This window comes from Micrococcus sp. EWR3.9.1 (genome assembly GCF_052615555.1).
On the sequence record NZ_JBQXFD010000002.1, the window covers coordinates 177,522 to 199,473 of the forward strand.

The window sequence follows — 21,952 nt, forward strand, 5'->3', positions numbered from 1 at the left end:
GTCAGCGGATCACCAGGTTCACGAGCTTGGGCTCCCGCACGATCACCTTGACGATCTCGGCGTCCCCGATGAAGTTCCGCACCTTCTGCGACGCGCGGGCGCGCGCCTCGAGGTCCTCGGCGGTGATGTCCGCGGGCACCTCGAGGGTGTCGCGGACCTTGCCCTTGACCTGGACGACGGCCGTGACGGTGTCCTCGACCAGCAGCGCCTCGTCCACCGCGGGCCAGCCGGCGCGGACCACGGAGGGCTCGTGGCCGAGCAGCACCCACATGTCCTCGGCCGTGTACGGCGCCACGAGGGAGAGCAGCACGGCCACGGCCTCGGCGGCCTCGCGGACGGCTGGGTCGGCCGCGCCGGCACCCGCGTCGATCTCCTTGCGGGCCGCGTTGACCAGCTCCATCGTCTTGGCGACGACCACGTTGAACTTGCCGTCGTCCAGCAGCTGCTGGGCCTCGTGCACGGTCCGGTGGGTCACCCGGCGCAGGGCCACGGCCCCGTCCGCCGGGTCCGTGCCGGCCGGGGTGCCCGTCGCGCGGACGTCGCGGGCCAGGCGCCACGCGCGGGCCAGGAACTTGCCGGCGGCCCCCGGGGCGACGTCGGCCCAGTCCACGTCGTCCTCGGGCGGCGAGGCGAACACCATGGTCAGGCGCACGGCGTCGACGCCGAACTGGTCCAGCTGGTCGCCCAGGTCCACGCCGTTGCCCAGCGACTTGGACATGGCCTTGCCGTCGTTGAGCACCTGGCCCTGGTTGAGCAGGGCGCGGAACGGCTCGGTGAAGGGCACCAGGCCGAGGTCGTGCAGGGCCTTGGTGAAGAAGCGGGCGTACAGCAGGTGCAGGATCGCGTGCTCCACGCCGCCCACGTACTGGTCCACGGGCAGCCAGCGGCGCAGGGCCTCGGGGTCGAAGACGCGGGCGTCGTCGTTCGGGGACGCGTAGCGGAGCATGTACCAGGACGAGTCCACGAACGTGTCCATGGTGTCGGTGTCCCGTCGCGCGGGGCCGCCGCACTGCGGGCAGTCCACCTCGACCCACGACGTCGCCGCGGCCAGGGGCGACTGGCCCTTGGGGGCGAGCTGCTCGCCCTTGAGGTCGGTCGGCAGGGTGACCGGCAGCTGGTCCTCCGGCACGAGCACCTCGCCGCAGTCCGGGCAGTGGACCACGGGGATCGGGGTGCCCCAGAAGCGCTGACGGGAGAGCAGCCAGTCGCGCAGCCGGTACGTGGTGGTGCCCCGGCCGGTGCCGCGCTCCTGCACGATCTCGATGGCCCGCGCGATGGCCGCGGTCTTGTCCAGGCCGTCGAGCTCCCCGGAGTTCACCAGGATGCCCTCGCCGGTCGTCGCGACGCCGGAGACGGCCGGGTCCTCCTCGCCGGTGTCCAGCACGGCGCGCACGGGCAGCCCCATGGCGCGGGCGAAGTCGAGGTCGCGCTGGTCGTGGGCCGGCACGGCCATGATGGCGCCCGTGCCGTAGTCGGCCAGCACGTAGTCCGAGGCCCAGATCGGCAGGCGCTCACCGGTCAGCGGGTTCACGGCGTGGCGGCCCAGGAACACGCCGCTCTTCGGGCGGTCCGTGGCCTGGCGGTCGATGTCCGAGACCTTCTTCAGGTCCTCCCGGTACGCCTCGAGTTCGGCCCGCACGTCGTCGCCGGCGAGCTCGGCGGCCAGCGGCGCGTCGGCGGCGACCACCATGAAGGTCGCGCCGTGCAGCGTGTCCGGCCGGGTGGTGAAGACCGTGACGACGGGGCCGTCCTCGACCTGGAAGTCGACGTGGGCGCCCTCGGAGCGGCCGATCCAGTTGCGCTGCATGGCGAGCACGCGCTCGGGCCAGTGGCCGGTGAGCTGGTCCATGTCGTCCAGCAGCGCGTCCGCGTACTCGGTGATGCGGAAGTACCACTGGTTCAGGGTCCGCTTGGTGACCTCGGTTCCGCAGCGCTCGCAGCGGCCGTCCACGACCTGCTCGTTGGCGAGCACCGTCTGGTCCTGGGGGCACCAGTTGACCGGGGAGTCCTTCCGGTACGCCAGGCCCTTGCGGTACAGCTGCTGGAACAGCCACTGGGTCCACCGGTAGTACTCGGGGTCCGAGGTGTGCAGCTCACGGGACCAGTCCACGGCGATGCCGTACCGCTGGAAGGAGCGCTTCTGCGTCTCGATGTTCGCGTAGGTCCACTCGGCCGGGTGGGCGTCGCGCTTGATGGCGGCGTTCTCGGCCGGCAGGCCGAAGGAGTCCCAGCCGATGGGGTGCAGCACGTCGAAGCCGCGCTGCATCCAGTGGCGCGCGACGACGTCGCCCATCGCGAACGCCTCGGCGTGCCCCATGTGCAGGTCGCCCGACGGGTACGGGAACATGTCGACCACGGTGCGGGTCTCGGAGCCGTCCTCGCGCGGGGCGAACGTCCCGGCCTGCTCCCAGTACCCGGCCCAGCGGGCCTCCACGTCACGGAACGAGTACTCCGCGTCGGCGGGGATGCTGGGGGTGGCCGGCACGGCGCTGTCGGGGGTCTGGCTCACGGCGGTTCGAGTCCTCACGCAGTCGGGATGGGGCGCCGGCCCTCGGGCGGCGCGGACGGGGCCGGCGGCACGGCCGGCCACCCCATCCTACGGCGACGGCGCCCCGGCCCGGCCGCAGGGCCGCTCCGAGACGCCGTGCCCGGCCGGGCACGCGGTTTCAGGCGGAGTGGCTGCCGCCTGCCGGACGCTCGGGCCCGGCGTCGGGACCGGGGCGCGCCCCTCCGGAGGTGAGCGCGTCGTCCTCCTCGAGCACCTGGGCGACCTCGTCCTCGAGGGCCTCCGTCACCGCGTCCGGGGCCGCCACGGAGTCCCCGACCGCCTCCTGCAGCTGCACTGCGTGCTGGGCCGTGAAGGTCTTCTCCGGATGCTCACGCAGGCGGAGCAGCGCGAGCAGGCGCAGACGCAGCCCCGACTCGGCGGAGATCTGCCGGCGGTGGGTGAGCCACCAGACGAGGAGCACGAGCGCGAGCACGATCCCCAGGTGGCCCAGCGCCGGGTAGACGACGTTCATCAGGTCGCCGAAGCCGACGAAGCTCACCGCGAAGGCCAGCAGCGTGACGCCGGCGAACACGGGCCGGTAGCGGCCCGGGCGGTCGGCCGTGAGGCGGCGTCCCAGCGCGTAGAACATGCCGATCGCGGTGTTGAAGATCATCAGGTAGATCACCACGACCATCGCCCAGCCCAGCCAGGGCGCGATCGAGGCGAACAGCCGCAGCATGGGGACGTCGGCGCGGCCGATCTCGGCGTAGCCGAGGTAGAGCAGCGTGGAGGCCATCAGGAGCAGGGCGGTGTACATCAGGCCACCGGTGAGGCCGCCGAGGAACGCCTCCCGGGGGTGGGTGATGGACCCGCCGATCACGAGGCACATGGACACGGCCATCACGACGACGAGGCCGAAGTAGTTGACCGAGGACAGCCACCACGGGTCCACCGGCGTGGTGGCCTGGACGGCGAGGGACTCGTGGGCGGTGAAGCCGCCGTCGCGGGTGACCAGGACGTGGACGAACCCGGCCACGACCGCGACGACCACCAGGGGCGTGATCAGGGAGATGATCGCGGAGACCTTCTCCACGTCCAGCATGCCCGTCACGAGCACGAGCAGGGTCATCAGGGTGGAGCCCGCCCACGTCGGCCAGCCGAACTGCTGGGCGAGCGTCGAGCCCGCCCCGGCGAGCATGACGACGCCGATCGCGAAGAGCGTCACCGTCACCACGACGTCCAGGATCCGGGCCATCACGGGGTGCGAGACGCTGCGGAAGACGACCTTGTGGTCGGCCGCGAGGAACACGCTGCCCAGCTGGAGGATGACGGCGCCGCCGGCGGTGACGAGCAGGCCGGCCAGTCCCGCGCCCACGACGCCGATCCAGCCGAAGCCCACGAAGTACTGGATGACTTCGGCGCCGGTGGCGAAGCCGGCGCCGACGAGCAGGCCGACGAAGGCGAGGGCGATCTTCAGGGATCTGAGCGCGACGGGGTGCTGCACGCATGGGCCTTTCGTGGGGGACGGGGTGCGCCCGTGCGGGCCCCGGGACCGAGGACGGGCCGGAGTACGGTAGGCACGCGCGCGCCATCGTGGCCAGGACCAGGCGTCGCCGGGTTCCGGGCAGCGTGGCCTCAGGCCCACCCCAAGGCCGCCCTCCCGCTGGCACGCCGCGGTCGCGATCAGGCCGAGCATCTCGGCGGACCCCGTCCCCGCGTCCAGCGGAGACGAGGCGCCACGGCGTCGGCGGTCGAAGGCCTGGCTAGGGTGGGGACGTGCCTGTCCCGACGCCGTCCGCCGCCCCGGGCCCGCCCGTCCGCCTGCGCGATCTGCTGCGCCCGCCCGCGGCGCCCGCCGATCCCCGCGTGCTGACGGGCCACGTGGCCCGGACGCCCCGCCGGCGCACCCTGGCGGTCCCGGACCCCGTCCGCAGGACCCCGTCGTCCGTGGCCGTGTGGGAGTACGCCCCCGTTCCGGAGGCCGCGCCGGGATCGCGAGGCGCACCCGAGGGAGACCCGGCCGCTGCCCCGCTGGTGTTCGTGCACGGCTTCCGCGGGGATCACCACGGCCTCGCCCTGCTGGCCGACGCGCTCCCGGAGCATCCGATCCACTCGATCGAGCTGCCCGGCTTCGGGGACTCGGAGCCCTTCCCTCACGCCGAGCACACCGTGGCCCATCACGCGGACGCGGTGGCCGCCGGCGTCGCCGCCCTGGGTCTGCCAGCCGCCCCCGTGCTGGTCGCACACTCCTACGGGACGACGGTGGCGGCCGAGCTGGCCGCCCGGGACCCGTCCCGGTGGGCACGGCTGGTCCTGCTCAACCCCATCGCCGAACCCGCGCTGGAGGCGTCGGCGTCCGTGTCGAGTCGGGTGCTGGCGGCCGTCGCCGAGGGGTACTACGAGGTCGCCGCCCGCCTGCCCGAGCGCCCGGCGCGGCTGCTGCTGGGCGCGCCGCCGGTCGTGTGGGTGACCACGCTCGCCATGACCCGCACCAGGGACAGGGATGTCCTCGCGTACACCCATGACCAGCACCGGCGCCACTTCTCGGACTTCGCCTCCGCACGCATGCTCTCCGAGGCGTACCGCGCCTCGAGCACGGGCTCCGTGGCCGACGTCGCCGCCCGCCTCAGCCTGCCGGTGCTGCTGGTCGCGGGGCGGGAGGATCCGCTGGGCTCGGTGCCGGCACAGGAGGCGCTCGCCGCGGCGATCGACGACGCGGGCGGCACGGCGGAGCTGCACGTCCTCGACGGCGTCGGGCATCTGCTGCACTACGAGCGGCCGGCCGCCTGTGCGGCGTTGATCCGCGACTGGCTCCGCCGCGCCGGCCGCTGACGGGCCCCTCAGAGCACCCCGGCCGGGTCGAGCCGCACCCGCACCGGGGCGGTCTCCCGCCGAGCGCTCGCTGCGGACCGGGCGGCGCGCAGGGCGCCGACGGTGGCTTCGGCCGCCGCGTAGGGGAAGATCAGCAGGGCGCGGGAGCGGGTCTCGTCGGCGGGGTCCGGCACCGGCCCGATCCAGGGCAGCCGCGCCGGGCCGCCGTCGAGCGGGGCCGAGTGCGGATCCTCGTGGACGTCCTCGTCCGGCCGTTCCCGGCGGGCGGCCTCCACGAGCTCGAGGTACTCCGCGACGGCGGCGGCCTCCCCCGTGACCTCTGCGAGGCGGCCGGCGGGAGGCAGGTGCAGCTCGCGCCGCTCGGCGACCTGGCGCGCGGCGAAGCCGTCGGGGTCCCGTCGGACGAGCGCGTTCACCGCCTCCCCCGCGTCCGCGGTGACCACCACGACGCCCCCGTCGGAGGCGGGGCGGACCAGGCAGGCGGCCGCGAGCCAGCGGGCGAGCACGCGGCCCGGCACGTCGAGGCCCTCGCGCTGGAGCTGGCTGTCCCCGTCGAGCAGCAGGGCGGCCGCGTAGCCGTCGGGCGTCGCCGGCTCGGCCCCCACGGTCGCCACCACCAGGGAGGGCCCGGGCGGCACCGAGCCGAGCATGTGCTGCGCCGAGGAGGCGTGCACGGGCACGCGCGGGAACGCCCGGCCCAGCTCCTCGGCCGTGCGGTCCACGCCGCGGGCGCCGGCCCGCAGCGTCGTGCCGCCGCACTCGGTGCACCGGAAGCCGCGCTCCCGGGTGCCGCACCACCGGCAGGCCACCTCCCCGTGCCGGGCGGCCCGCGCGTCGCGGAAGCCCAGCGGCCCCGCGCAGACGCGGCAGCGGGCGGGCGTGCGGCACCGTTCGCACACGAGGGCTGGGATGAAGCCGGCCCGGGCCACCTGCACGAGCACCGGGCCCGGCCGTGGCCCGAGCAGCGCGGCGCGGGCGGCGGCCCAGGCGGCCTGCGGCAGCCGCGCCCGCTGCGCGAACGGGTCGCGCGCCGTCTCCCAGGCGTCGGCGGTGGAGACGACCCGTGGCCCGAGCTCGCGCTGGGTCGCGCGGGAGGGGCCCAGGTGCAGCAGCCAGCCCGACTCGACGAGCCGTTGCACCGGGACGGACCGGGAGGGCCCGGCGAAGAGCAGCGCCGCGCCGGTCGCGCGGGCCCGCTCCAACACGACCTCTCGGGCGTGGAAGTAGGGCGCGCGGGGTTCTGCCCACGCGTCGTCGCCGTCGTCCCAGAGCACCACCAGCCTCAGGTCGCGCACGGGCGACCACACGGCGGCCCGGGTGCCGGCCACGATGCGCCGGGTGCCGCGCAGCGCGGCCAGGTGGGCGCGGTACCGGGGCGTGTTGCCGTCCTCGGAGCCGATCCGCGCGTAGGCGTCCTCCCCCACGTGCTCGTCGAGGGCGGCGCAGAGCCGGTCGAGGTCGCGGTGGTCGGGCACCAGCAGCAGGACGCCGCCGTCCGAGGCGGCCACCGTGCGCGCCAGAGCGGCCAGCGCGCCCGCCTCGTCCCATTCGAACAGGCGCGAGGGCACGACGGCGGCCGCCCGCGCGGCGTCCCCGGCCAGCACGGCGGACACGAACGCGGTGCCCCCCTCGAGGGACTCCCACACCGTGGGCACGAGGCCCTCCTCCGCCGCGGGAGGCTCCGGGCGCTCGGCGTCCGTGCCGGTCAGCGTCACAGGGTGGTCCGCGGCGGTTTCCGCGTCCTCCGCCAGGGCGGCCTTCTCGACCTGCGCAACGCGCGGGGGCACCGCGGCCCGCAGCACGTCCGTGACGACGCCGGCCTGGCGGCGGGCCACCGCGCGAGCCGTCGCCAGGACCTCCTCCGTCAGCGGCGGGATGGCGGTGAGCACGCCGGTGAGCTCGGTGAGCTGGGCGCCGGTGGCCGGCTCCTGCTCCCGCGAGACGAGCCAGCCCGTCATGGCCCGTCCGCCGAAGCGGACGGACACGCGGGAGCCGGGGACCGCCCGGTCGTCCAGGGCCACGGGCACGAGATAGTCGAACTCGCGGTCCAGGTGCGGCACGGGCGAGTCCAGCAGGACGCGGGCGATCGGCCGCTCCGGCCACCCCTCGGCCCGCTCCGGCAGTCGGGGCGCGTCCTCCGGCTCCGGGAGGGCGAACAGCGTGTCCGTGATGCCCGCCTCCGGATCAGAGGCCGGCGGCAGCGCGCAGCTGCTCGACGCGGTCCGTGCGCTCCCACGTGAAGTCGGCGTCGTCCCGGCCGAAGTGGCCGTTCGCGGCGGTCCGTCGGTAGATGGGCCGCAGGAGGTTCAGCTCCTTCACGATGGCGGCCGGACGCAGGTCGAACACCGCGTTCACGGCCTCGATGATCTTCTCCTCCGGCACCGTGGCCGTCCCGAAGGTGTCCACGTACAGGCCCACGGGCCGGGCCGAGCCGATCGCGTAGGCCACCTGGAACTCGGCGCGCGAGGCGAGGCCGGCGGCCACCACGTTCTTCGCGACCCAGCGGAGCATGTAGGCGGCGGAGCGGTCCACCTTGGACGGGTCCTTGCCGGAGAAGGCGCCGCCGCCGTGCCGGGCCATGCCGCCGTAGGTGTCCACGATGATCTTGCGACCGGTGAGGCCGGCGTCGCCCACGGGGCCGCCGATGACGAACTTGCCGCCCGGGTTGATGATGATCCGCATGCCGGAGGTGTCGAGGCCGGAGCGCTCGATGACGGGCCGGATCACGTGCTCCTCCACGTCCGCCCGCAGCTGCTCCTGCGTGACCCACTCGTGGTGCTGCGTGGAGACCACCACGGCCTCGACCGTGGTGGGCACGTGGCCGGGCGCGTAGCCGATGGTGACCTGCGTCTTGCCGTCCGGCAGCAGGTACGGCATGGGCGTGTTCTCCGCCCGGCGCACCGCGGTGAGCCGCTCGGAGAGCCGGTGCGCGAGGTAGATGGGCATGGGCATGTACGCCGGGGTCTCGTCCGTGGCGTAGCCGAACATGATGCCCTGGTCCCCCGCGCCCTGCTCGTCCACCTCGTCCGCCGAGCCGTACTCGCGGGCCTCGAGGGACCGGGAGACGCCGGCGAAGATGTCCGAGGACTGCTGGCCGATGGAGATGTTCACGCCGCACTGGGCGCCGTCGAAGCCGTTGGCCGAGGAGTCGTAGCCGATGTCCAGGATGGTCTCGCGCACGATCCTGGGGATCTCCACGTACGCTGAGGTGTTCACCTCGCCGGCCACCTGCACCAGGCCGGTGGTGGTCAGGGTCTCCACGGCCACCTTCGCCGACGGGTCGGCGGCGAGGATCGCGTCCAGGATGGCGTCGGAGATCTGGTCGCAGATCTTGTCGGGGTGGCCCGCCGTGACGGACTCGGAGGTGAAGAGGCGGAGCTCTCCGCCGCCCACCCCCGAATACGGGTCGGCGTGGCGGGCGGGGCTCAGCGAGGCGGCATCGGTCATGCCGCACAGTCTAGGTCAGCGGCCCGACGCGCCGACGGGGTCGCGACCGGCGAGGTCATCCACGATCGCCTGCACGACGGCGGCCGCGGCCTCGTCCTTGGAGCCCACGGTCTCCACGGCGGGGCGGCCGTCGGCGAACAGGATGGTCACGGCGGTCTCGTCCCGGCCGAACACCTTGTCCGTGCCGACCTCGTTGACCACGAGCATCTCGCAGCCCTTGCGCGCCAGTTTGGCCCGGCCGTACTCGAGCACGGAGGACGTCGCGTCGCCGGTCTCCGCGGCGAAGCCGACGATGAGCGGGGCCATGGGCCCGCCCTCGGAGCGGGTCCGCACGGCCGTGGCGAGCACGTCCGGGGTGCGCTCGAGCACGATGACGGGCGCGCCGCCGTCGTCGCCCTTCTTCATCTTGGCGTCGGAGACCTCGGCCGGTCGGAAGTCCGCAACGGCCGCCGCCATCACGAGGACGTCGGCGTCGGCGGCCTCCGCCAGCACGGCCTCGAGCAGGTCCTGCGTGGACTCCACGGGCACGACGCGCTCGACGCCCTCGGGCGTCGGGACGGACATGGACCCGGCGACGAACCGCACGGTGGCGCCGGCCTCGAGGGCGGCGCGCGCCAGGGCGGCCCCCTGCTTGCCGGAGGAGCGGTTCCCCAGGTAGCGGACCGGGTCCAGCGCCTCGCGGGTGCCCCCGGCCGTGATCACCACGGTGCGACCGGCCAGCGGGCCGGGTGTCGGCTCGGCGTCGGACCCGGAGGCCCGGGGACGGCGCGGGGCGCCCGCGGCCGCGGCGGCCTGCACACGCTCCCAGATCTCGGCGGGCTCGGGCAGCCGCCCGGCGCCGGAGTCGGCCCCGGTGAGCCGGCCCACGGCGGGGTCCACGACCGTGACGCCGCGCTCGCGCAGGAGGGCGACGTTGGCGACCGTGGCGGGGTGGTGCCACATCTCGGTGTGCATGGCGGGGGCCAGGACGACGGGGCACGTGGCGGTGAGCAGCACGTTGCCCAGCAGGTCGGGCGCCATCCCCGCGGCGGTGCGCGCGAGCAGATCGGCGGTGGCCGGCGCGACCACCACGAGGTCCGCACGCCGGCCGAGCCGGACGTGGTTCACCTCGTCGACCGCCTCGAACGTGTCCGTGCGGACCGGGCGACCGGAGAGGGCCTCCCACGTCGCCGCGCCCACGAACTCGAGGGCGTTGGCGGTGGGCACCACGGTCACGCCGTGGCCGGCCTCGGTCATCAGGCGCAGCAGCAGCGCCGCCTTGTAGGCCGCGATGCCGCCGCCGACCCCGAGGACGATCTCCATGACGGGCTCAGGCCTCCGGGGCGTCCTCGGAGGTGCCCTCCTCGGCGCGCACCGTCTCGGCGGCCTCCTCGATGGCGGCGGGATCGCCCATCGGCTGGTGGGCGTCGGCCGACTCGAGGGTGGCGAACGGGTCGTCCTCGCCCGGCAGGGAGAAGTCGCCGAAGTCCTCGGCGGCCAGGTCGGCCTCCGGGGTGGCCTCGACGGCCTCGCGGGACACGAGCAGGTCGGCCTCGATCTCGCGCAGGGCGATGGACAGCGGCTTCTCGTTCAGCTGGGTGTCCACGAGCGGGCCGACGTACTCGAACAGCCCCTCGTGCAGCTGCGAGTAGTAGGCGTTGATCTGCCGGGCCCGCTTGGCGGCGAAGAGCACCAGGGCGTACTTCGAGTCGACCCGCTCCAGCAGGGAGTCGATGGGCGGGTTGACGATGCCTTCGTACTGTTCGGTCACGGGGTCTCCAAAGTCTTCATCTCACTGTCACGTCGGCGCCGGGTGCGGCGTCGGTGCGGCCGGTCCTCAGGCCTCGGTCGGACGGCGCTCGGGGTCCAGCCCCATGAGTCTCACCAGTTCCTCGGCGGCCCGCTCCACGCGGTCGTTCACGACGACGGCGTCGAACTCGGGTTCCGCGGCGAGTTCCAGTCTAGCCGTTTCGAGCCGGCGGCGCTGTTCCTCCGGGCTCTCGGTGCCGCGGCCGAGCAGCCGGGACACGAGTTCCTCCCAGCTCGGCGGCGCCAGGAACACGAAGGTGGCCTCCGGCAGCGCACGGCGGACCTGGCGCGCTCCCTGCAGGTCGATCTCCAGCAGGACGTGGCGGCCCTGCGCCACGGCCTCCATCACGCGGTCGCGCCGCGTGCCGTAGCGGTGGACGCCGTGCACGACGGCCCATTCCAGCATCTCGTCCGCCTCGACGAGGGAGTCGAACTCCTCCGGCGTCGTGAAGTAGTAGTGCACCCCGTCCTCCTCGCCCGGGCGCGCCGGGCGGGTGGTGGCGGAGACGGACAGCCAGGCCTCGGGGTAGTGCTCGCGGACATAGGCCGAGACGGTGCCCTTGCCGACGGCGGTGGGGCCGGCCAGGACGGTGACGCCCGGGCCCGGGGGGCGTTCCTGGACGGCGGTGCGGGCCACCGGGACGGCGGGGGCGGGTCCGGGGTCGAACGTGTCGGTCACGCATCCTCCTGGTGGGACGGGCCTCGCCGGCCCTTCACCCGGGCCGGCGCCGACCCGCCGGGGTGTGGGGGTCACCGGCCAATATAGGCGATCAGCGCCTCGCGCTGACGACGCCCCAGGCCGCCCAGCCGACGCCGCGGCGAGATGCCGCACCCCGCCATCGCCTCCCGGGCCCGGACCTCGCCCACGCCCGGCAGGGCCAGCAGCAGGTCCATGGTCCGCAGGCGGGCGACGGCGTCCTCGGCGTCCGCGCGCGCGAACACGTCGGCCAGGCCGACCTCACCGGCGGCGAAGACCGCCTTGAGCTCCGCCCGCGCCTGGCGGCCCTGGAGGGCCTTCCTCCGGGCCTCCGCCCGCTCCCGCTCACTGAGCTGCCGCAACGCCATGGTCTGACCTCGATGCCTCTTGTTCCTCACCGGCCCCGTCGAGACCCGTCCACGGTCAAGGACGACGAGCACAGCCGATCGAAAGGGAAGATACCATCCCGTGCAGAAGGCACGCAGCGCGCCGGGAGGACGCGGGCGTCACCGCAGGGCGGCGCGATTCTCCTCGATCGTGTCCACCAGCGAGGCCACCGACGGACCCGCGCTCAGGATGCCGCGGGACGAGGTCGCCAAGACCTGCGGCCAGGCCGTGCCGAAGTCGGCCCGCATGCCCGGGGCCGTGGCGCCCTGGGCACCGAACCCGGGGGCCAGCAGGGGCCCACCGAGGGACGGCAGGTCCAGGCCGAGCCGGTCCGCCTCGGCGGCCACCGTGGCGCCCAGGACGAGTCCCACCGGCCCCCACGCGTCGTCGCCGCGCAGGGCAGCGTTCTCGACGCCCGCGGCCGCGGCGATGCGCCGGGCGACCGACCCCTCGGCCGACCCCTCGCCCACGTGCTGGACCTCGCGCCCCTCCGGGTTCGAGGTCAGTGCGAGGACGAACACGCCGCGGCCGGCCTCGTGGGCCGCGCGGATGGTGGGCACGAGGGTGCCGAAACCCAGGTACGGGCTGAGCGTCACCGCGTCCGCGGCCAGGGGCGAGGCGTCGGAGGTCCACGCGGCGGCGTAGCCGTCCATGGTGGAGCCGATGTCACCGCGCTTGGCGTCCGCGACCGTGAGCACCCCGGCGTCCCGGGCGGCCGCGAGCAGCCGCTCCAGGGCCGCCAGGCCGGCCGATCCGTGGCGCTCGTACAGCGCCACCTGGGGCTTGATCGCCGCCACGCGGGGCCCCTGGGGACCCACCGCCGCCTCGAGGGCGGTCAGGGAGAACGCCTCGAGGCCCGCCGGGGTGTCGCTCAGGCCCCACTGCCGCAGCAGGGCCGGATGGGGGTCCACGCCGAGGCACAGCGGACCGGCCGTCTCCATGGCGTGGGCCAGCCGCCGCCCGAAGGGGGCGCGGGGCCCCGCGCCGCCCGTCGCCGTCGTGGTCACGCCGCGGCCTCCGGCCCGGCGACGGCCTGCTGCAGGCGCGCGTCGTGCTCCTGCAGTGAGGTGACGGACCATTCGTAGGACCGCATGGCCTCGATGGCCTGCAGGCACGCCCCGAACTCGGCCGTGGTCGTGATCACCGGCACGCCGAGCGAGGTCGCGGCCGCGCGGATCTCGTAGCCGTCCGTGCGCGCGTCGCCGCCGGAGGGCGTGTTCAGCACGAGATCGACGGTGCCGGCGTGCAGCTGCTCCAGCACGGTGCCCGCGCCGTCCTCGTGCCCGGCGTCGGCGATCTTCGCCACGACCTCCGCGGGGATGCCGTTGCGCCGCAGCACCTCGGCGGTGCCGCCGGTGGAGACCACCTGGAAGCCGAGGTCGACGAGGCGCTTGGCCTGGCCCACGAGGGTGCGCTTGTCCCGGTTCGCGACCGACACGAACACGCGCCCTGAGGTGGGCAGCGGGCCGCCGGCGGCGGACTGGGACTTGGCGAACGCGGTGTCGAAGTGCTTGTCGATGCCCATGACCTCGCCCGTCGAGCGCATCTCCGGGCCCAGCAGCGAGTCCACGACGCGGCCCTCCGCGGTGCGGAAGCGGGTGAACGGCAGCACCGCCTCCTTGACCGCCACGGGCGCGCCGATCGGCAGGGTGCCGCCGTCGTACGCCGTGGGCAGCACGCCCGCCGCGCGCAGGTCGGCGATGCTCTCGCCGACGCCGATCCGCGCGGCCGCCTTGGCCAGCTGGACGCCCGTGGCCTTCGAGACGAACGGCACGGTCCGCGAGGCGCGCGGGTTCGCCTCGATCACGTACAGCACGTCCGAGGCGAGCGCGAACTGGATGTTGATCAGGCCGCGCACCCCGACGCCGGCCGCGATGCGCTCGGTGGCGCGGTGCACGCGCTCGAGCACGTCCGGGCCCAGGGTGACGGGGGGCAGCACGCACGCGGAGTCACCCGAGTGGATGCCCGCCTCCTCGATGTGCTCCATGACACCGCCGAGGTACAGCTCGGTGCCGTCGTAGAGGGCGTCGACGTCGATCTCGATCGCGTCCTCGAGGAAGCGGTCCACGAGCATCGGCTGGTCGGGGGTGATCTCCGTGGCGTGCTCCACGTAGTGGGCCAGCGCCTCCTCGGAGTACACGATCTCCATGCCGCGTCCGCCGAGCACGTAGGAGGGGCGCACGAGCACGGGGTAGCCGATCTCGTCCGCCACGCGCTTGGCGTCGTCGAAGGAGACCGCCGTGCCGTTCTTCGGCGCCACCAGGCCCGCGCGCTCGAGTACGCGCGCGAACTCGCCGCGGTGCTCGGCCAGGTCGATGGCCGCGGGCGAGGTGCCCAGGATCGGCACGCCGGCGTCGGCGAGCTGCTGGGCCAGCTTGAGCGGGGTCTGGCCGCCGAGCTGCACGAAGACGCCGCGCACGCCGCCGGAGGCCTCCTCGGCCGCGATGACCTCCAGGACGTCCTCGAGGGTGAGCGGCTCGAAGTAGAGGCGGTCGGAGATGTCGTAGTCCGTGGACACGGTCTCGGGGTTGCAGTTGACCATCACGGTCTCATAGCCGGCCTCGCGCAGCGCCATGGTGGCGTGCACGCACGAGTAGTCGAACTCGATGCCCTGGCCGATCCGGTTCGGGCCCGAGCCGAGGATGATCACCGACTCGCCCTCGTGCGGGGCGACCTCGGTCTCGAGGTCGTAGCTGGAGTACCGGTACGGGGTGAAGGCCTCGAACTCGGCGGCGCAGGTGTCCACGGTCTTGTAGACGGGGCGCACGCCCAGGGCGTGACGCACGCCGCGCACCACCGCCGCGTCCATGTGCCGCAGCGAGCCGATCTGGGCGTCGGAGAACCCATGCCGCTTGGCGCGGCGCAGCAGGGCCTCGTCGAGGACCTCGGCGTCGCGGATCTCGTCCGCGACCTCGTTGATGAGCACGAACTGGTCCAGGAACCACGGGTCGATCGCGGTGGCCTCGAAGGCCTCCTCGATCGTGGCGCCGGCGTAGAGCGCCTGCTGGGTCTGGGAGAGCCGGTCCGTGGTGGCCGTGCGCGCCGCCGCGAGCAGGGCCTGCGGGTCGGCGTCCTGCGGGAACGCGAGCTCCGAGCCCTTCTGCTCGAGCGAGCGCAGCGCCTTCTGCAGGGCCTCCGTGAAGTTGCGGCCGATGGCCATGGCCTCGCCGACCGACTTCATGGTGGTGGTCAGCGTGGGGTCCGCCGCCGGGAACTTCTCGAACGCGAAGCGCGGGACCTTCACGACCACGTAGTCCAGGACCGGCTCGAAGGACGCCGGGGTCTTCTGGGTGATGTCGTTGGGGATCTCGTCCATCGTGTAGCCCAGGGCCAGCTTGGTGGCGATCTTGGCGATCGCGAAGCCGGTGGCCTTCGAGGCCAGCGCCGAGGAGCGGGAGACGCGCGGGTTCATCTCGATGACGACGACGCGCCCGTCCACGGGGTTCACCGCGAACTGGATGTTGCAGCCGCCGGTGTCCACGCCGACCTCGCGGATGACGTTGATCGAGATGTCCCGCAGCTTCTGGTACTCGCGGTCCGTCAGCGTCATGGCCGGGGCCACGGTGATGGAGTCGCCGGTGTGCACGCCCACGGGGTCCACGTTCTCGATGGAGCAGACGACGACGACGTTGTCGTTCTTGTCCCGCATCATCTCCAGCTCGTACTCCTTCCAGCCGAGGATGGACTCCTCGAGCAGGACCTCGGAGGTCGGGCTGTACTGCAGGCCGGCGCCGCAGATGCGGTACAGGTCGGCCTCGTCGTAGGCCATGCCGGAGCCGAGGCCGCCCATCGTGAACGAGGGGCGCACCACCACGGGGTACTTCAGGTCCTCGACGGCGGCCAGGGCCTCCTCCATCGTGTGCACGATGTGGGACCGGGCGGACTCGCCGCCGGCACGCTCCACGACGCCCTTGAACAGCTCGCGGTTCTCGCCGAGCTCGATGGCCTCGATGTTCGCGCCGATCAGCTCGACGCCGAAGCGCTCGAGCACCCCGTCCTTGTCGAGGGCGATGGCGGTGTTCAGCGCCGTCTGGCCGCCCAGGGTGGGCAGCAGGGCGTCCGGGCGCTCCTTCTCGATGATCTTGGCGACCACGGCCGGGGTGATGGGCTCGACGTAGGTGGCGTCGGCCAGCTCCGGGTCGGTCATGATCGTGGCCGGGTTGGAGTTGACGAGGACGACGCGGACGCCCTCCTCCTTGAGGACGCGGATGGCCTGGGTGCCGGAGTAGTCGAACTCGGCGGCCTGGCCGATCACGATGGGGCCGGAGCCGATGACCAGGACGGACTTCAGGTCGGTGCGCTTGGGCATGGATCAGGCTCCTTCGGTGGCGGGGGTGGTGGCGGCGCGGTGCTCGGTGAGCAGCTGCACGAAGCGGTCGAACAGGTCGAGGGTGTCGTTGGGGCCGGCCGCGGACTCCGGGTGGAACTGCACGGAGAAGGCGGGCCGGTCGAGCAGGCGCAGGCCCTCGACGACCTGGTCGTTCAGGGACCAGTGGGAGACCTCGACGCGGCCGAAGCGCGACTCCGGCGCCTCGATCGGCTCGCCGAGGGGGGCGTCCACGGCGAAGCCGTGGTTCTGGGAGGTGATGGCCACGCGGCCCGTGGCCTTGTCCAGCACCGGCTGGTTCGGGCCGCGGTGGCCGAACTTCAGCTTGTAGGTGTCGAAGCCGAGCGCGCGGCCGAAGATCTGGTTGCCGAAGCAGATGCCGAAGAACGGCAGGCCGGCGTCGAGGACCTCGCGCAGCAGCTCCACCTGGGCGTCTGCCGTGGCCGGGTCGCCGGGGCCGTTGGACAGGAAGACGCCGTCCGGGTCCACGGCGCGGATGCCGGCCAGGTCCGTGGCCGCGGGCAGCACGTGCACGCGGATGCCGCGGGAGGCCAGGTGCCGCGGCGTGGCGGCCTTGATGCCGAGGTCGAGGGCGGCGATCTCGGCGATCGGCTCGCCCTCCCAGCCGTGCTCGGCCGGCTCGATGACGTACGGCTGCTCCGTGGTGACGGACTCCGCGAGGCGGGCGCCGGCCATCGACGGCTGGGCGCGCACCTCCGCCAGCAGCTCGGCCTCCGGGCGGGCGGCGTGCTCGCCGGAGAACACGCCGGCGCGCATCGAGCCCTCGGTGCGCAGGCGGCGGGTGATGGCCCGGGTGTCGACCTCGCGGATCCCGACGACGCCGAACGCCTCGAGCTCCTCGTCGAGGGTGCGCTCGGCGCGCCAGTTGGACGGACGCCGGGCCGCGTCGCGGACCACGTAGCCGGCGGCGAAGATCGCCCGCGACTCGCGGTCGGCGTCGTTGACCCCGGTGTTGCCGATGTGCGGGGAGGTCTGCACGATGATCTGCCCCGCGTAGGACGGGTCGGTGAGGGTCTCCTGGTAGCCGGTCATGCCCGTGGTGAACACGGCCTCGCCCAGGGTGCGGCCGCGGGCGCCGTAGGCCCGGCCGCGGTGGACGGTGCCGTCCTCGAGGACGAGCAGGGCCAGGTCGTCGGTGGGGGTGCTCATCGGGGGTCTCCTTCTCCTGCGCGGCCGGCCGGGTCGGCCGGGGCGGGGTCGATGATGGTCTGCAGGGCGGCGAGGAGCCGGTCGCGGTCCTCGGGGCGGTCGGGGCGGAAGGCGGAGGTGAGTTCGACGTCGCCGAGGCGCCAGCCCCAGGCGACGAGCCCGCCCGGCTCGACGAACTTGCCGGCGATCCCGCCGGACAGGCCGGCCTCGACGAGGTCGTCCGCGGGGATGAACAGGTTGGCGGCCCCGGGGCGGAGCACGAGCAGGCCGCGGTGGGTGCCGGCGTCGTGGACCTCGAGGACGGCGCGCGAGCGCAGGCCCAGGCCGTGCACCGCCACGCGGTCCAGTCGGTCCTCGCCGCGCACCGTGCCCACGTGCATGCCCTCCGAGGACAGCGTCGGCTCGGCGTCGTAGAGGGCCGTCGGCACGGGGGCCGGGGCCGGGATCCCGGCCTGCGCCCGGCGGCGGGCCCGCCACCCGAGGGCCAGCAGGCCGAGCAGCACGAGGACGACGGCCAGGGTGCCCAGGGTCACCGGCAGCCACACGTCCGCGTAGTCCTTCGTCGGGGTCCGCGGCGGGACGGGACGGGCCGCCAGGGCGGCGGCCAGGGAGGTGATGCTCACGCGCGCTCCCCCGTCTCCGTCAGGGCCGGGTGGCGGTACGGCCGGGCGGGGGCGCCGTCGGCGACGACGCGGGCGCCGCGGTAGACCGTGTGGCGTACCGCGCCCGGCAGCTCCATGCCCCGGTACGGGCTGTTGCGGGACTTGGTCAGGTGCTGCTCGGGGTCCACGGTGCGGCGGGCCTGCGGGTCCACGAGCACGAGGTTGGCCACGGCGCCGACGCGCGGGACGCCGCGCTCGTCGGCCTGGCCCTGGTCGGTCAGGCCGGCGATCCGGGCCGGCGCCGTGGACATCACGCGGGCGACGCCGGCCCAGTCCATCAGGCCGGTGTCCACCATCGCCTGCTGCACCACGGACAGGGCGGTCTCGAGGCCCGTCATGCCCATCGCCGCGACCGTCCACTCGCACTGCTTGGTCTCGGCGGTGTGTGGGGCGTGGTCGGTGCCCACGGTGTCGATGGTGCCGTCGGCCAGCCCGGCGCGCAGGGCCATCACGTCGGACTCGCGGCGCAGCGGCGGGTTGACCTTGAACACGGGGTCGTAGGAGCGGACGAGCTCCTCGGTGAGCAGCAGGTGGTGCGGGGTGACCTCGGCGGTCACGGCCACGCCCTGGGCCTTGGCCCAGCGGATCAGCTCGACGGAGCCGGCCGTGGAGACGTGGCACACGTGCAGGCGGGAGTCCACGTGCTGGGCCAGCAGCACGTCACGGGCGATGATGGCCTCCTCCGCCACGGCGGGCCAGCCGGCCAGGCCGAGGACGCCGGAGAGCTCGGACTCGTTCATCTGGGCGCCGGCGGTGAGGTTCGGCTCCTGCGCGTGCTGGGCCACGAAGCCGCCGAAGGACTTCACGTACTCGAGCGCACGGCGCATCAGCACGGCGTCGTGGACGCACATGCCGTCGTCGGAGAACATCCGCACGCGGGCCTGCGAGTCGGCCATCGCGCCGAGGTCGGCCAGGGCCTCGCCGGCCAGGCCCACGGTCACCGCGCCCACGGGGTGCACATCGCACCAGCCCGCGTCCCGGCCCAGCCGCCACACCTGCTCCACCACGCCGGCGGTGTCGGCCGTCGGCGTCGAGTTGGCCATCGCGTGGACCGAGGTGAAGCCGCCCATCGCGGCGGCGCGGGTGCCGGTCTCGACCGTCTCCGCGTCCTCCTTGCCGGGCTGGCGCAGATGGGTGTGCAGGTCGACGAGCCCGGGCAGCAGCACCAGGCCGGCGCAGTCGACCTCCTCGGGGGCCGGGTCGAGGCCGGCGGCGTGGGTCGCGGCGTCCGGGCCGAGGGCGGCGATCCGGCCCTCGGCGACGAGCACGTCGGCGGTCTCGCCCGTGGTCAGGCGCGCGCTGCGCAGCAGCAGGGGGGCGGGGCTGGGGGCGCTCACGGGCGGACCTCCTGGTCGTGGTTGAGGACGAGGTGCAGGACCGCCATGCGGACGGACACGCCGTTGGCGACCTGCTCGAGGGCGGTGTTGCGGGGCGAGTCCGCCGCCGCCGGGCTGATCTCCAGGCCGCGGTTCATCGGGCCGGGGTGCATGACCACGGGCTCGTCGAGCAGGGCGCCCCGGCCGGCGGTGAGGCGGGCGAAGCGGTCATCGGTCAGCCCCCAGGTCCGGGTGTACTCCCCTGCGGACGGGAAGAAGGCGCCGCCCATTCGCTCGGCCTGGACGCGGAGCATCATGACGGCGTCGGGGCCGGCGTCGAGGGCCTCGTCCAGCGAGTAGGTGACCTGGCACGGCCACGCGGCCACGCCCACGGGCAGCAGGGTGGGCGGGGCGGCCAGGGTGACCTGTGCGCCCAGCGTGCTGAGCAGCCACACGTTGGACCGGGCCACGCGCGAGTGCAGGATGTCCCCCACGATCACCACGCGCATGCCGGTCAGGTCCCGGCCGACCAGGTCCTCTCCCGTCGCCGCGGCGAGGCGCCGGCGCAGGGTGAAGGCGTCCAGGAGGGCCTGGGTGGGGTGCTCGTGGGTGCCGTCGCCGGCGTTCACGACGGCGGAGCGCACCCAGCCGGAGTCGGCCAGCTGGCGGGCCGCGCCCGAGGACCAGTGGCGCATCACGATGGCGTCCGCGCCGATGGCCTCGAGCGTCTGGACGGTGTCCTTGAGCGACTCCCCCTTGGAGACGGACGACCCCTTCGCGGAGAAGTTGATCACGTCCGCGGAGAGCCGCTTGGCGGCGGCCTCGAAGGAGATGCGGGTGCGGGTGGAGTCCTCGAGGAAGAGGTTCACCACGGTGCGGCCGCGCAGGGCGGGCAGCTTCTTGACCTCGCGCTGGTTGACGGCGGCCATCTCCTCGGCGGTGTCGAGGACGGCGAGGGCGTCGGCGCGGGAGAGGTCGGCGGTGGACAGCAGGTGGCGCACGGCTCAACCCTCCCGGGTCGCGACACGGTCGACGATGCTCACGGCGTCCTCAGTGACCTCGCCGGTGCCCTCGGGGCCGTCGACCTCCATGAGCCGGACCTGGACGCGCTCGGCGGTGGAGGTCGGCAGGTTCTTGCCCACGAAGTCGGCCCGGACGGGCAGCTCGCGGTGCCCGCGGTCCACGAGGACGGCCAGGCGCACGGCGGCGGGGCGGCCCAGGTCGGCGATCGCGTCGAGGGCGGCCCGGACGGTGCGGCCGGAGAAGAGGACGTCGTCCACGAGCACGACGACGGCGCCGTCGAGGGGGACCTCGGGCAGGCGGGTGGGCATCGGGGTGCGGGCCGTGCCGCGGCGGAGGTCGTCCCGGTAGAGCGTCACGTCCACCTCACCGACGGCGGCGGTGGGGTCGAAGGCCGGCTCGATGCGGGCCAGCAGGGCGCCGAGCCGCCGGGCCAGGGGGGCCCCGCGGCGCGGGATCCCCATCAGGACGAGACCCTCGGCGCCCTTGTTGGACTCGAGGATCTCGTGGGCGATCCGGGTCAGCGCCCGGTCGATCTCGGACGTGGACAGCACGGTCCGGGCAGCACGAGGTGCGGCGGGGTCAGTTCCCATGCCGGCGCCTCCTTCCCCGCCTCACAGGACGGCTCTTAAAGGATGCGTGGTTCGTCCCGGGGCGCCGGTGGGCCCCCGCGCGGGACGTCGCCGACTCTACCAGCGAGGCCCGCCCCACGGCGCGGATGACGCGGTGCGGGACGGGCCTCGTGACGGAGCTCTCGGCGGCTCAGGCGAGCAGCGTCGGCTTGACCTGCTGCAGGCGGCCGAGCAGACCGTTGACGAACTCGGGCGATTCGTCCGTGGACAGCTGGGCGGCCAGGGCGACGGCCTCCGAGATGGCGACAGCGTCCGGCACATCGTCCTGGAAGAGCAGCTCCCAGGCCCCCACGCGCAGGATCGCCCGGTCGACGGCGGGCATGCGGTCCAGGGACCAGCCGCGGGAGTAGGAGCTCAGGGCCTCGTCGATCCGCTCCTGGTCCGCGATGACGCCCTCCACGAGCCGCTGGGTGTAGTCGTTCACTTGCAGGTCGGTGCTCTCGCGGCGGGTGCGGATGCCCTCCAGCACGGTGGAGCCGCGCTGCTCGGCCTCGAACAGGATCTCCACCGCACGCTGCCGGGAGCGGCTGCGCGCCGTGGTTCCCCGCTTGGCACCGGAGCCGGCGGAGGCCCGCTCAGTCATTGACGCGGCCGAGGTAGTCGCCGGTGCGGGTGTCGACCTTGACGCGGGTGCCCTGCTCCACGAAGAGCGGCACCTGGATCTCGGCGCCGGTCTCCACGGTGGCGGGCTTGGTGCCGGCGGAGGAGCGGTCCCCCTGCAGGCCCGGCTCGGTGTAAGTGATCTCCAGGACGACGGACGCCGGCATCTCCAGGTACAGCGGCGTGCCCTCGTGCAGGGCGATGACCACCTGGGTGTTCTCGAGCATGTACTTCGCGGCGTCGCCGACCACGGCCCCGGGCACGGTGATCTGGTCGTAGTCCTTGACGTCCATGAACACGTAGTCCGCGCCGTCCTGGTAGAGGTACTGGTAGTCGGAGCGGTCGACGGTGGCGAACTCGACCTTGGCGCCGGCGTTGAAGGTCTTGTCCACGACCTTGCCCGTGGTGATGTTCTTCATCTTGGTGCGGACGAACGCGCCGCCCTTGCCCGGCTTGACGTGCTGGAACTCGGTGACGTTCCAGAGCTGGCCCTCCAGCTTCAGGACGGCGCCGTTCTTGATGTCGTTGCTCGTTGCCACGTGTGTGCTCCCGATCGGTCTCGCGGACCGTCACGGGTCCGCCTGCA

18 protein-coding genes are annotated in these 21,952 nt (G+C 74.0%); 1 reads left to right on the forward strand and 17 read right to left on the reverse strand.

Features of this window, described 5'->3' with window-relative positions; translation table 11 throughout:
• Position 1: 1 nt before the first annotated feature.
• Both leuS and ACUJ8O_RS02415 read right to left on the reverse strand, forming a co-directional pair.
• The gene (gene leuS, locus ACUJ8O_RS02410) at positions 2 to 2,509 is read right to left on the reverse strand and encodes a leucine--tRNA ligase (protein ID WP_036336586.1); all 2,508 of its coding nucleotides are present in this window, start codon (positions 2,507 to 2,509) and stop codon (positions 2 to 4) included.
• A 157-nt stretch (positions 2,510 to 2,666) separates the two neighbouring features.
• Positions 2,667 to 3,992 (reverse strand): YkvI family membrane protein, encoded by a 1,326-nt coding sequence (locus ACUJ8O_RS02415; RefSeq protein WP_036336588.1) that lies wholly within the window; start codon positions 3,990 to 3,992, stop codon positions 2,667 to 2,669.
• Positions 3,993 to 4,264: 272 nt separating this feature from the next.
• On the opposite strand from ACUJ8O_RS02415, the gene ACUJ8O_RS02420 reads away from it, so the two are divergent.
• Entirely contained in the window at positions 4,265 to 5,320 is a 1,056-nt protein-coding gene (locus ACUJ8O_RS02420; RefSeq protein WP_445373113.1) for an alpha/beta fold hydrolase, read from the forward strand.
• An 8-nt stretch (positions 5,321 to 5,328) separates the two neighbouring features.
• On the opposite strand, the gene ACUJ8O_RS02425 is transcribed toward ACUJ8O_RS02420, so the two are convergent.
• The 15 genes from ACUJ8O_RS02425 to efp form a co-directional block, all read right to left on the reverse strand.
• Positions 5,329 to 7,491, reverse strand: a complete 2,163-nt coding sequence (locus ACUJ8O_RS02425; protein ID WP_309225964.1) for a primosomal protein N' family DNA-binding protein — start codon at positions 7,489 to 7,491, stop codon at positions 5,329 to 5,331.
• Positions 7,492 to 7,504: 13 nt separating this feature from the next.
• Positions 7,505 to 8,767 (reverse strand): methionine adenosyltransferase, encoded by a 1,263-nt coding sequence (metK, locus tag ACUJ8O_RS02430; protein ID WP_036313737.1) that lies wholly within the window; start codon positions 8,765 to 8,767, stop codon positions 7,505 to 7,507.
• Between the two features lie 15 nt (positions 8,768 to 8,782).
• Positions 8,783 to 10,069, reverse strand: a complete 1,287-nt coding sequence (coaBC, locus tag ACUJ8O_RS02435; RefSeq protein ID WP_445373114.1) for a bifunctional phosphopantothenoylcysteine decarboxylase/phosphopantothenate--cysteine ligase CoaBC — start codon at positions 10,067 to 10,069, stop codon at positions 8,783 to 8,785.
• 7 nt (positions 10,070 to 10,076) lie between these two features.
• Positions 10,077 to 10,517, reverse strand: a complete 441-nt coding sequence (gene rpoZ / locus ACUJ8O_RS02440) for a DNA-directed RNA polymerase subunit omega (protein ID WP_010078603.1) — start codon at positions 10,515 to 10,517, stop codon at positions 10,077 to 10,079.
• A 66-nt stretch (positions 10,518 to 10,583) separates the two neighbouring features.
• Positions 10,584 to 11,234 carry a guanylate kinase gene (gene gmk, locus ACUJ8O_RS02445; protein WP_010078602.1) on the reverse strand — a complete coding sequence of 217 codons (651 nt, stop codon included), beginning with the start codon at positions 11,232 to 11,234 and terminating at the stop codon, positions 10,584 to 10,586.
• A gap of 71 nt (positions 11,235 to 11,305) precedes the next feature.
• Complete coding sequence (mihF, locus tag ACUJ8O_RS02450; RefSeq protein WP_166437564.1) at positions 11,306 to 11,620, reverse strand: integration host factor, actinobacterial type; 315 nt, start codon at positions 11,618 to 11,620, stop codon at positions 11,306 to 11,308.
• A 138-nt stretch (positions 11,621 to 11,758) separates the two neighbouring features.
• On the reverse strand, positions 11,759 to 12,646 hold the full coding sequence (gene pyrF / locus ACUJ8O_RS02455) for an orotidine-5'-phosphate decarboxylase (RefSeq protein ID WP_166437563.1): 888 nt from the start codon (positions 12,644 to 12,646) through the stop codon (positions 11,759 to 11,761).
• Positions 12,643 to 15,948 (reverse strand): carbamoyl-phosphate synthase large subunit, encoded by a 3,306-nt coding sequence (carB, locus tag ACUJ8O_RS02460; protein WP_445373115.1) that lies wholly within the window; start codon positions 15,946 to 15,948, stop codon positions 12,643 to 12,645. Before carB ends, pyrF begins: the two co-directional genes overlap by 4 nt.
• Positions 15,949 to 15,951: 3 nt before the next feature.
• Positions 15,952 to 17,136 (reverse strand): glutamine-hydrolyzing carbamoyl-phosphate synthase small subunit, encoded by a 1,185-nt coding sequence (gene carA / locus ACUJ8O_RS02465; protein ID WP_230282611.1) that lies wholly within the window; start codon positions 17,134 to 17,136, stop codon positions 15,952 to 15,954.
• On the reverse strand, positions 17,133 to 17,759 hold the full coding sequence (locus ACUJ8O_RS02470) for a PH-like domain-containing protein (RefSeq protein ID WP_145950604.1): 627 nt from the start codon (positions 17,757 to 17,759) through the stop codon (positions 17,133 to 17,135). Before ACUJ8O_RS02470 ends, carA begins: the two co-directional genes overlap by 4 nt.
• Positions 17,756 to 19,135 carry a dihydroorotase gene (locus ACUJ8O_RS02475; protein WP_036313718.1) on the reverse strand — a complete coding sequence of 460 codons (1,380 nt, stop codon included), beginning with the start codon at positions 19,133 to 19,135 and terminating at the stop codon, positions 17,756 to 17,758. The genes ACUJ8O_RS02470 and ACUJ8O_RS02475 overlap by 4 nt, the downstream gene beginning before the upstream one ends.
• Positions 19,132 to 20,115 (reverse strand): aspartate carbamoyltransferase catalytic subunit, encoded by a 984-nt coding sequence (locus ACUJ8O_RS02480; RefSeq protein WP_036313715.1) that lies wholly within the window; start codon positions 20,113 to 20,115, stop codon positions 19,132 to 19,134. Before ACUJ8O_RS02480 ends, ACUJ8O_RS02475 begins: the two co-directional genes overlap by 4 nt.
• 3 nt (positions 20,116 to 20,118) lie before the next feature.
• Positions 20,119 to 20,727: a bifunctional pyr operon transcriptional regulator/uracil phosphoribosyltransferase PyrR gene (gene pyrR / locus ACUJ8O_RS02485; RefSeq protein WP_036313707.1), complete on the reverse strand. Its 609-nt coding sequence runs from the start codon at positions 20,725 to 20,727 to the stop codon at positions 20,119 to 20,121.
• 169 nt (positions 20,728 to 20,896) lie between these two features.
• The gene (gene nusB / locus ACUJ8O_RS02490) at positions 20,897 to 21,349 is read right to left on the reverse strand and encodes a transcription antitermination factor NusB (RefSeq protein ID WP_095353350.1); all 453 of its coding nucleotides are present in this window, start codon (positions 21,347 to 21,349) and stop codon (positions 20,897 to 20,899) included.
• On the reverse strand, positions 21,342 to 21,905 hold the full coding sequence (gene efp / locus ACUJ8O_RS02495; protein WP_002857030.1) for an elongation factor P: 564 nt from the start codon (positions 21,903 to 21,905) through the stop codon (positions 21,342 to 21,344). Before efp ends, nusB begins: the two co-directional genes overlap by 8 nt.
• Positions 21,906 to 21,952 lie beyond the last annotated feature (47 nt).

What these genes read in the sequence shown, in the direction of transcription:
- metK (WP_036313737.1), bottom strand. Translation starts at nt 8,767, where the DNA reads ATGACCGATGCCGCCTCGCTGAGCCCCGCCCGCCACGCCGACCCGTAT.
- coaBC (WP_445373114.1), bottom strand. Translation starts at nt 10,069, where the DNA reads ATGGAGATCGTCCTCGGGGTCGGCGGCGGCATCGCGGCCTACAAGGCG.
- mihF (WP_166437564.1), bottom strand. Translation starts at nt 11,620, where the DNA reads ATGGCGTTGCGGCAGCTCAGTGAGCGGGAGCGGGCGGAGGCCCGGAGG.
- carB (WP_445373115.1), bottom strand. Translation starts at nt 15,948, where the DNA reads ATGCCCAAGCGCACCGACCTGAAGTCCGTCCTGGTCATCGGCTCCGGC.
- carA (WP_230282611.1), bottom strand. Translation starts at nt 17,136, where the DNA reads ATGAGCACCCCCACCGACGACCTGGCCCTGCTCGTCCTCGAGGACGGC.
- pyrR (WP_036313707.1), bottom strand. Translation starts at nt 20,727, where the DNA reads ATGGGAACTGACCCCGCCGCACCTCGTGCTGCCCGGACCGTGCTGTCC.
- nusB (WP_095353350.1), bottom strand. Translation starts at nt 21,349, where the DNA reads ATGACTGAGCGGGCCTCCGCCGGCTCCGGTGCCAAGCGGGGAACCACG.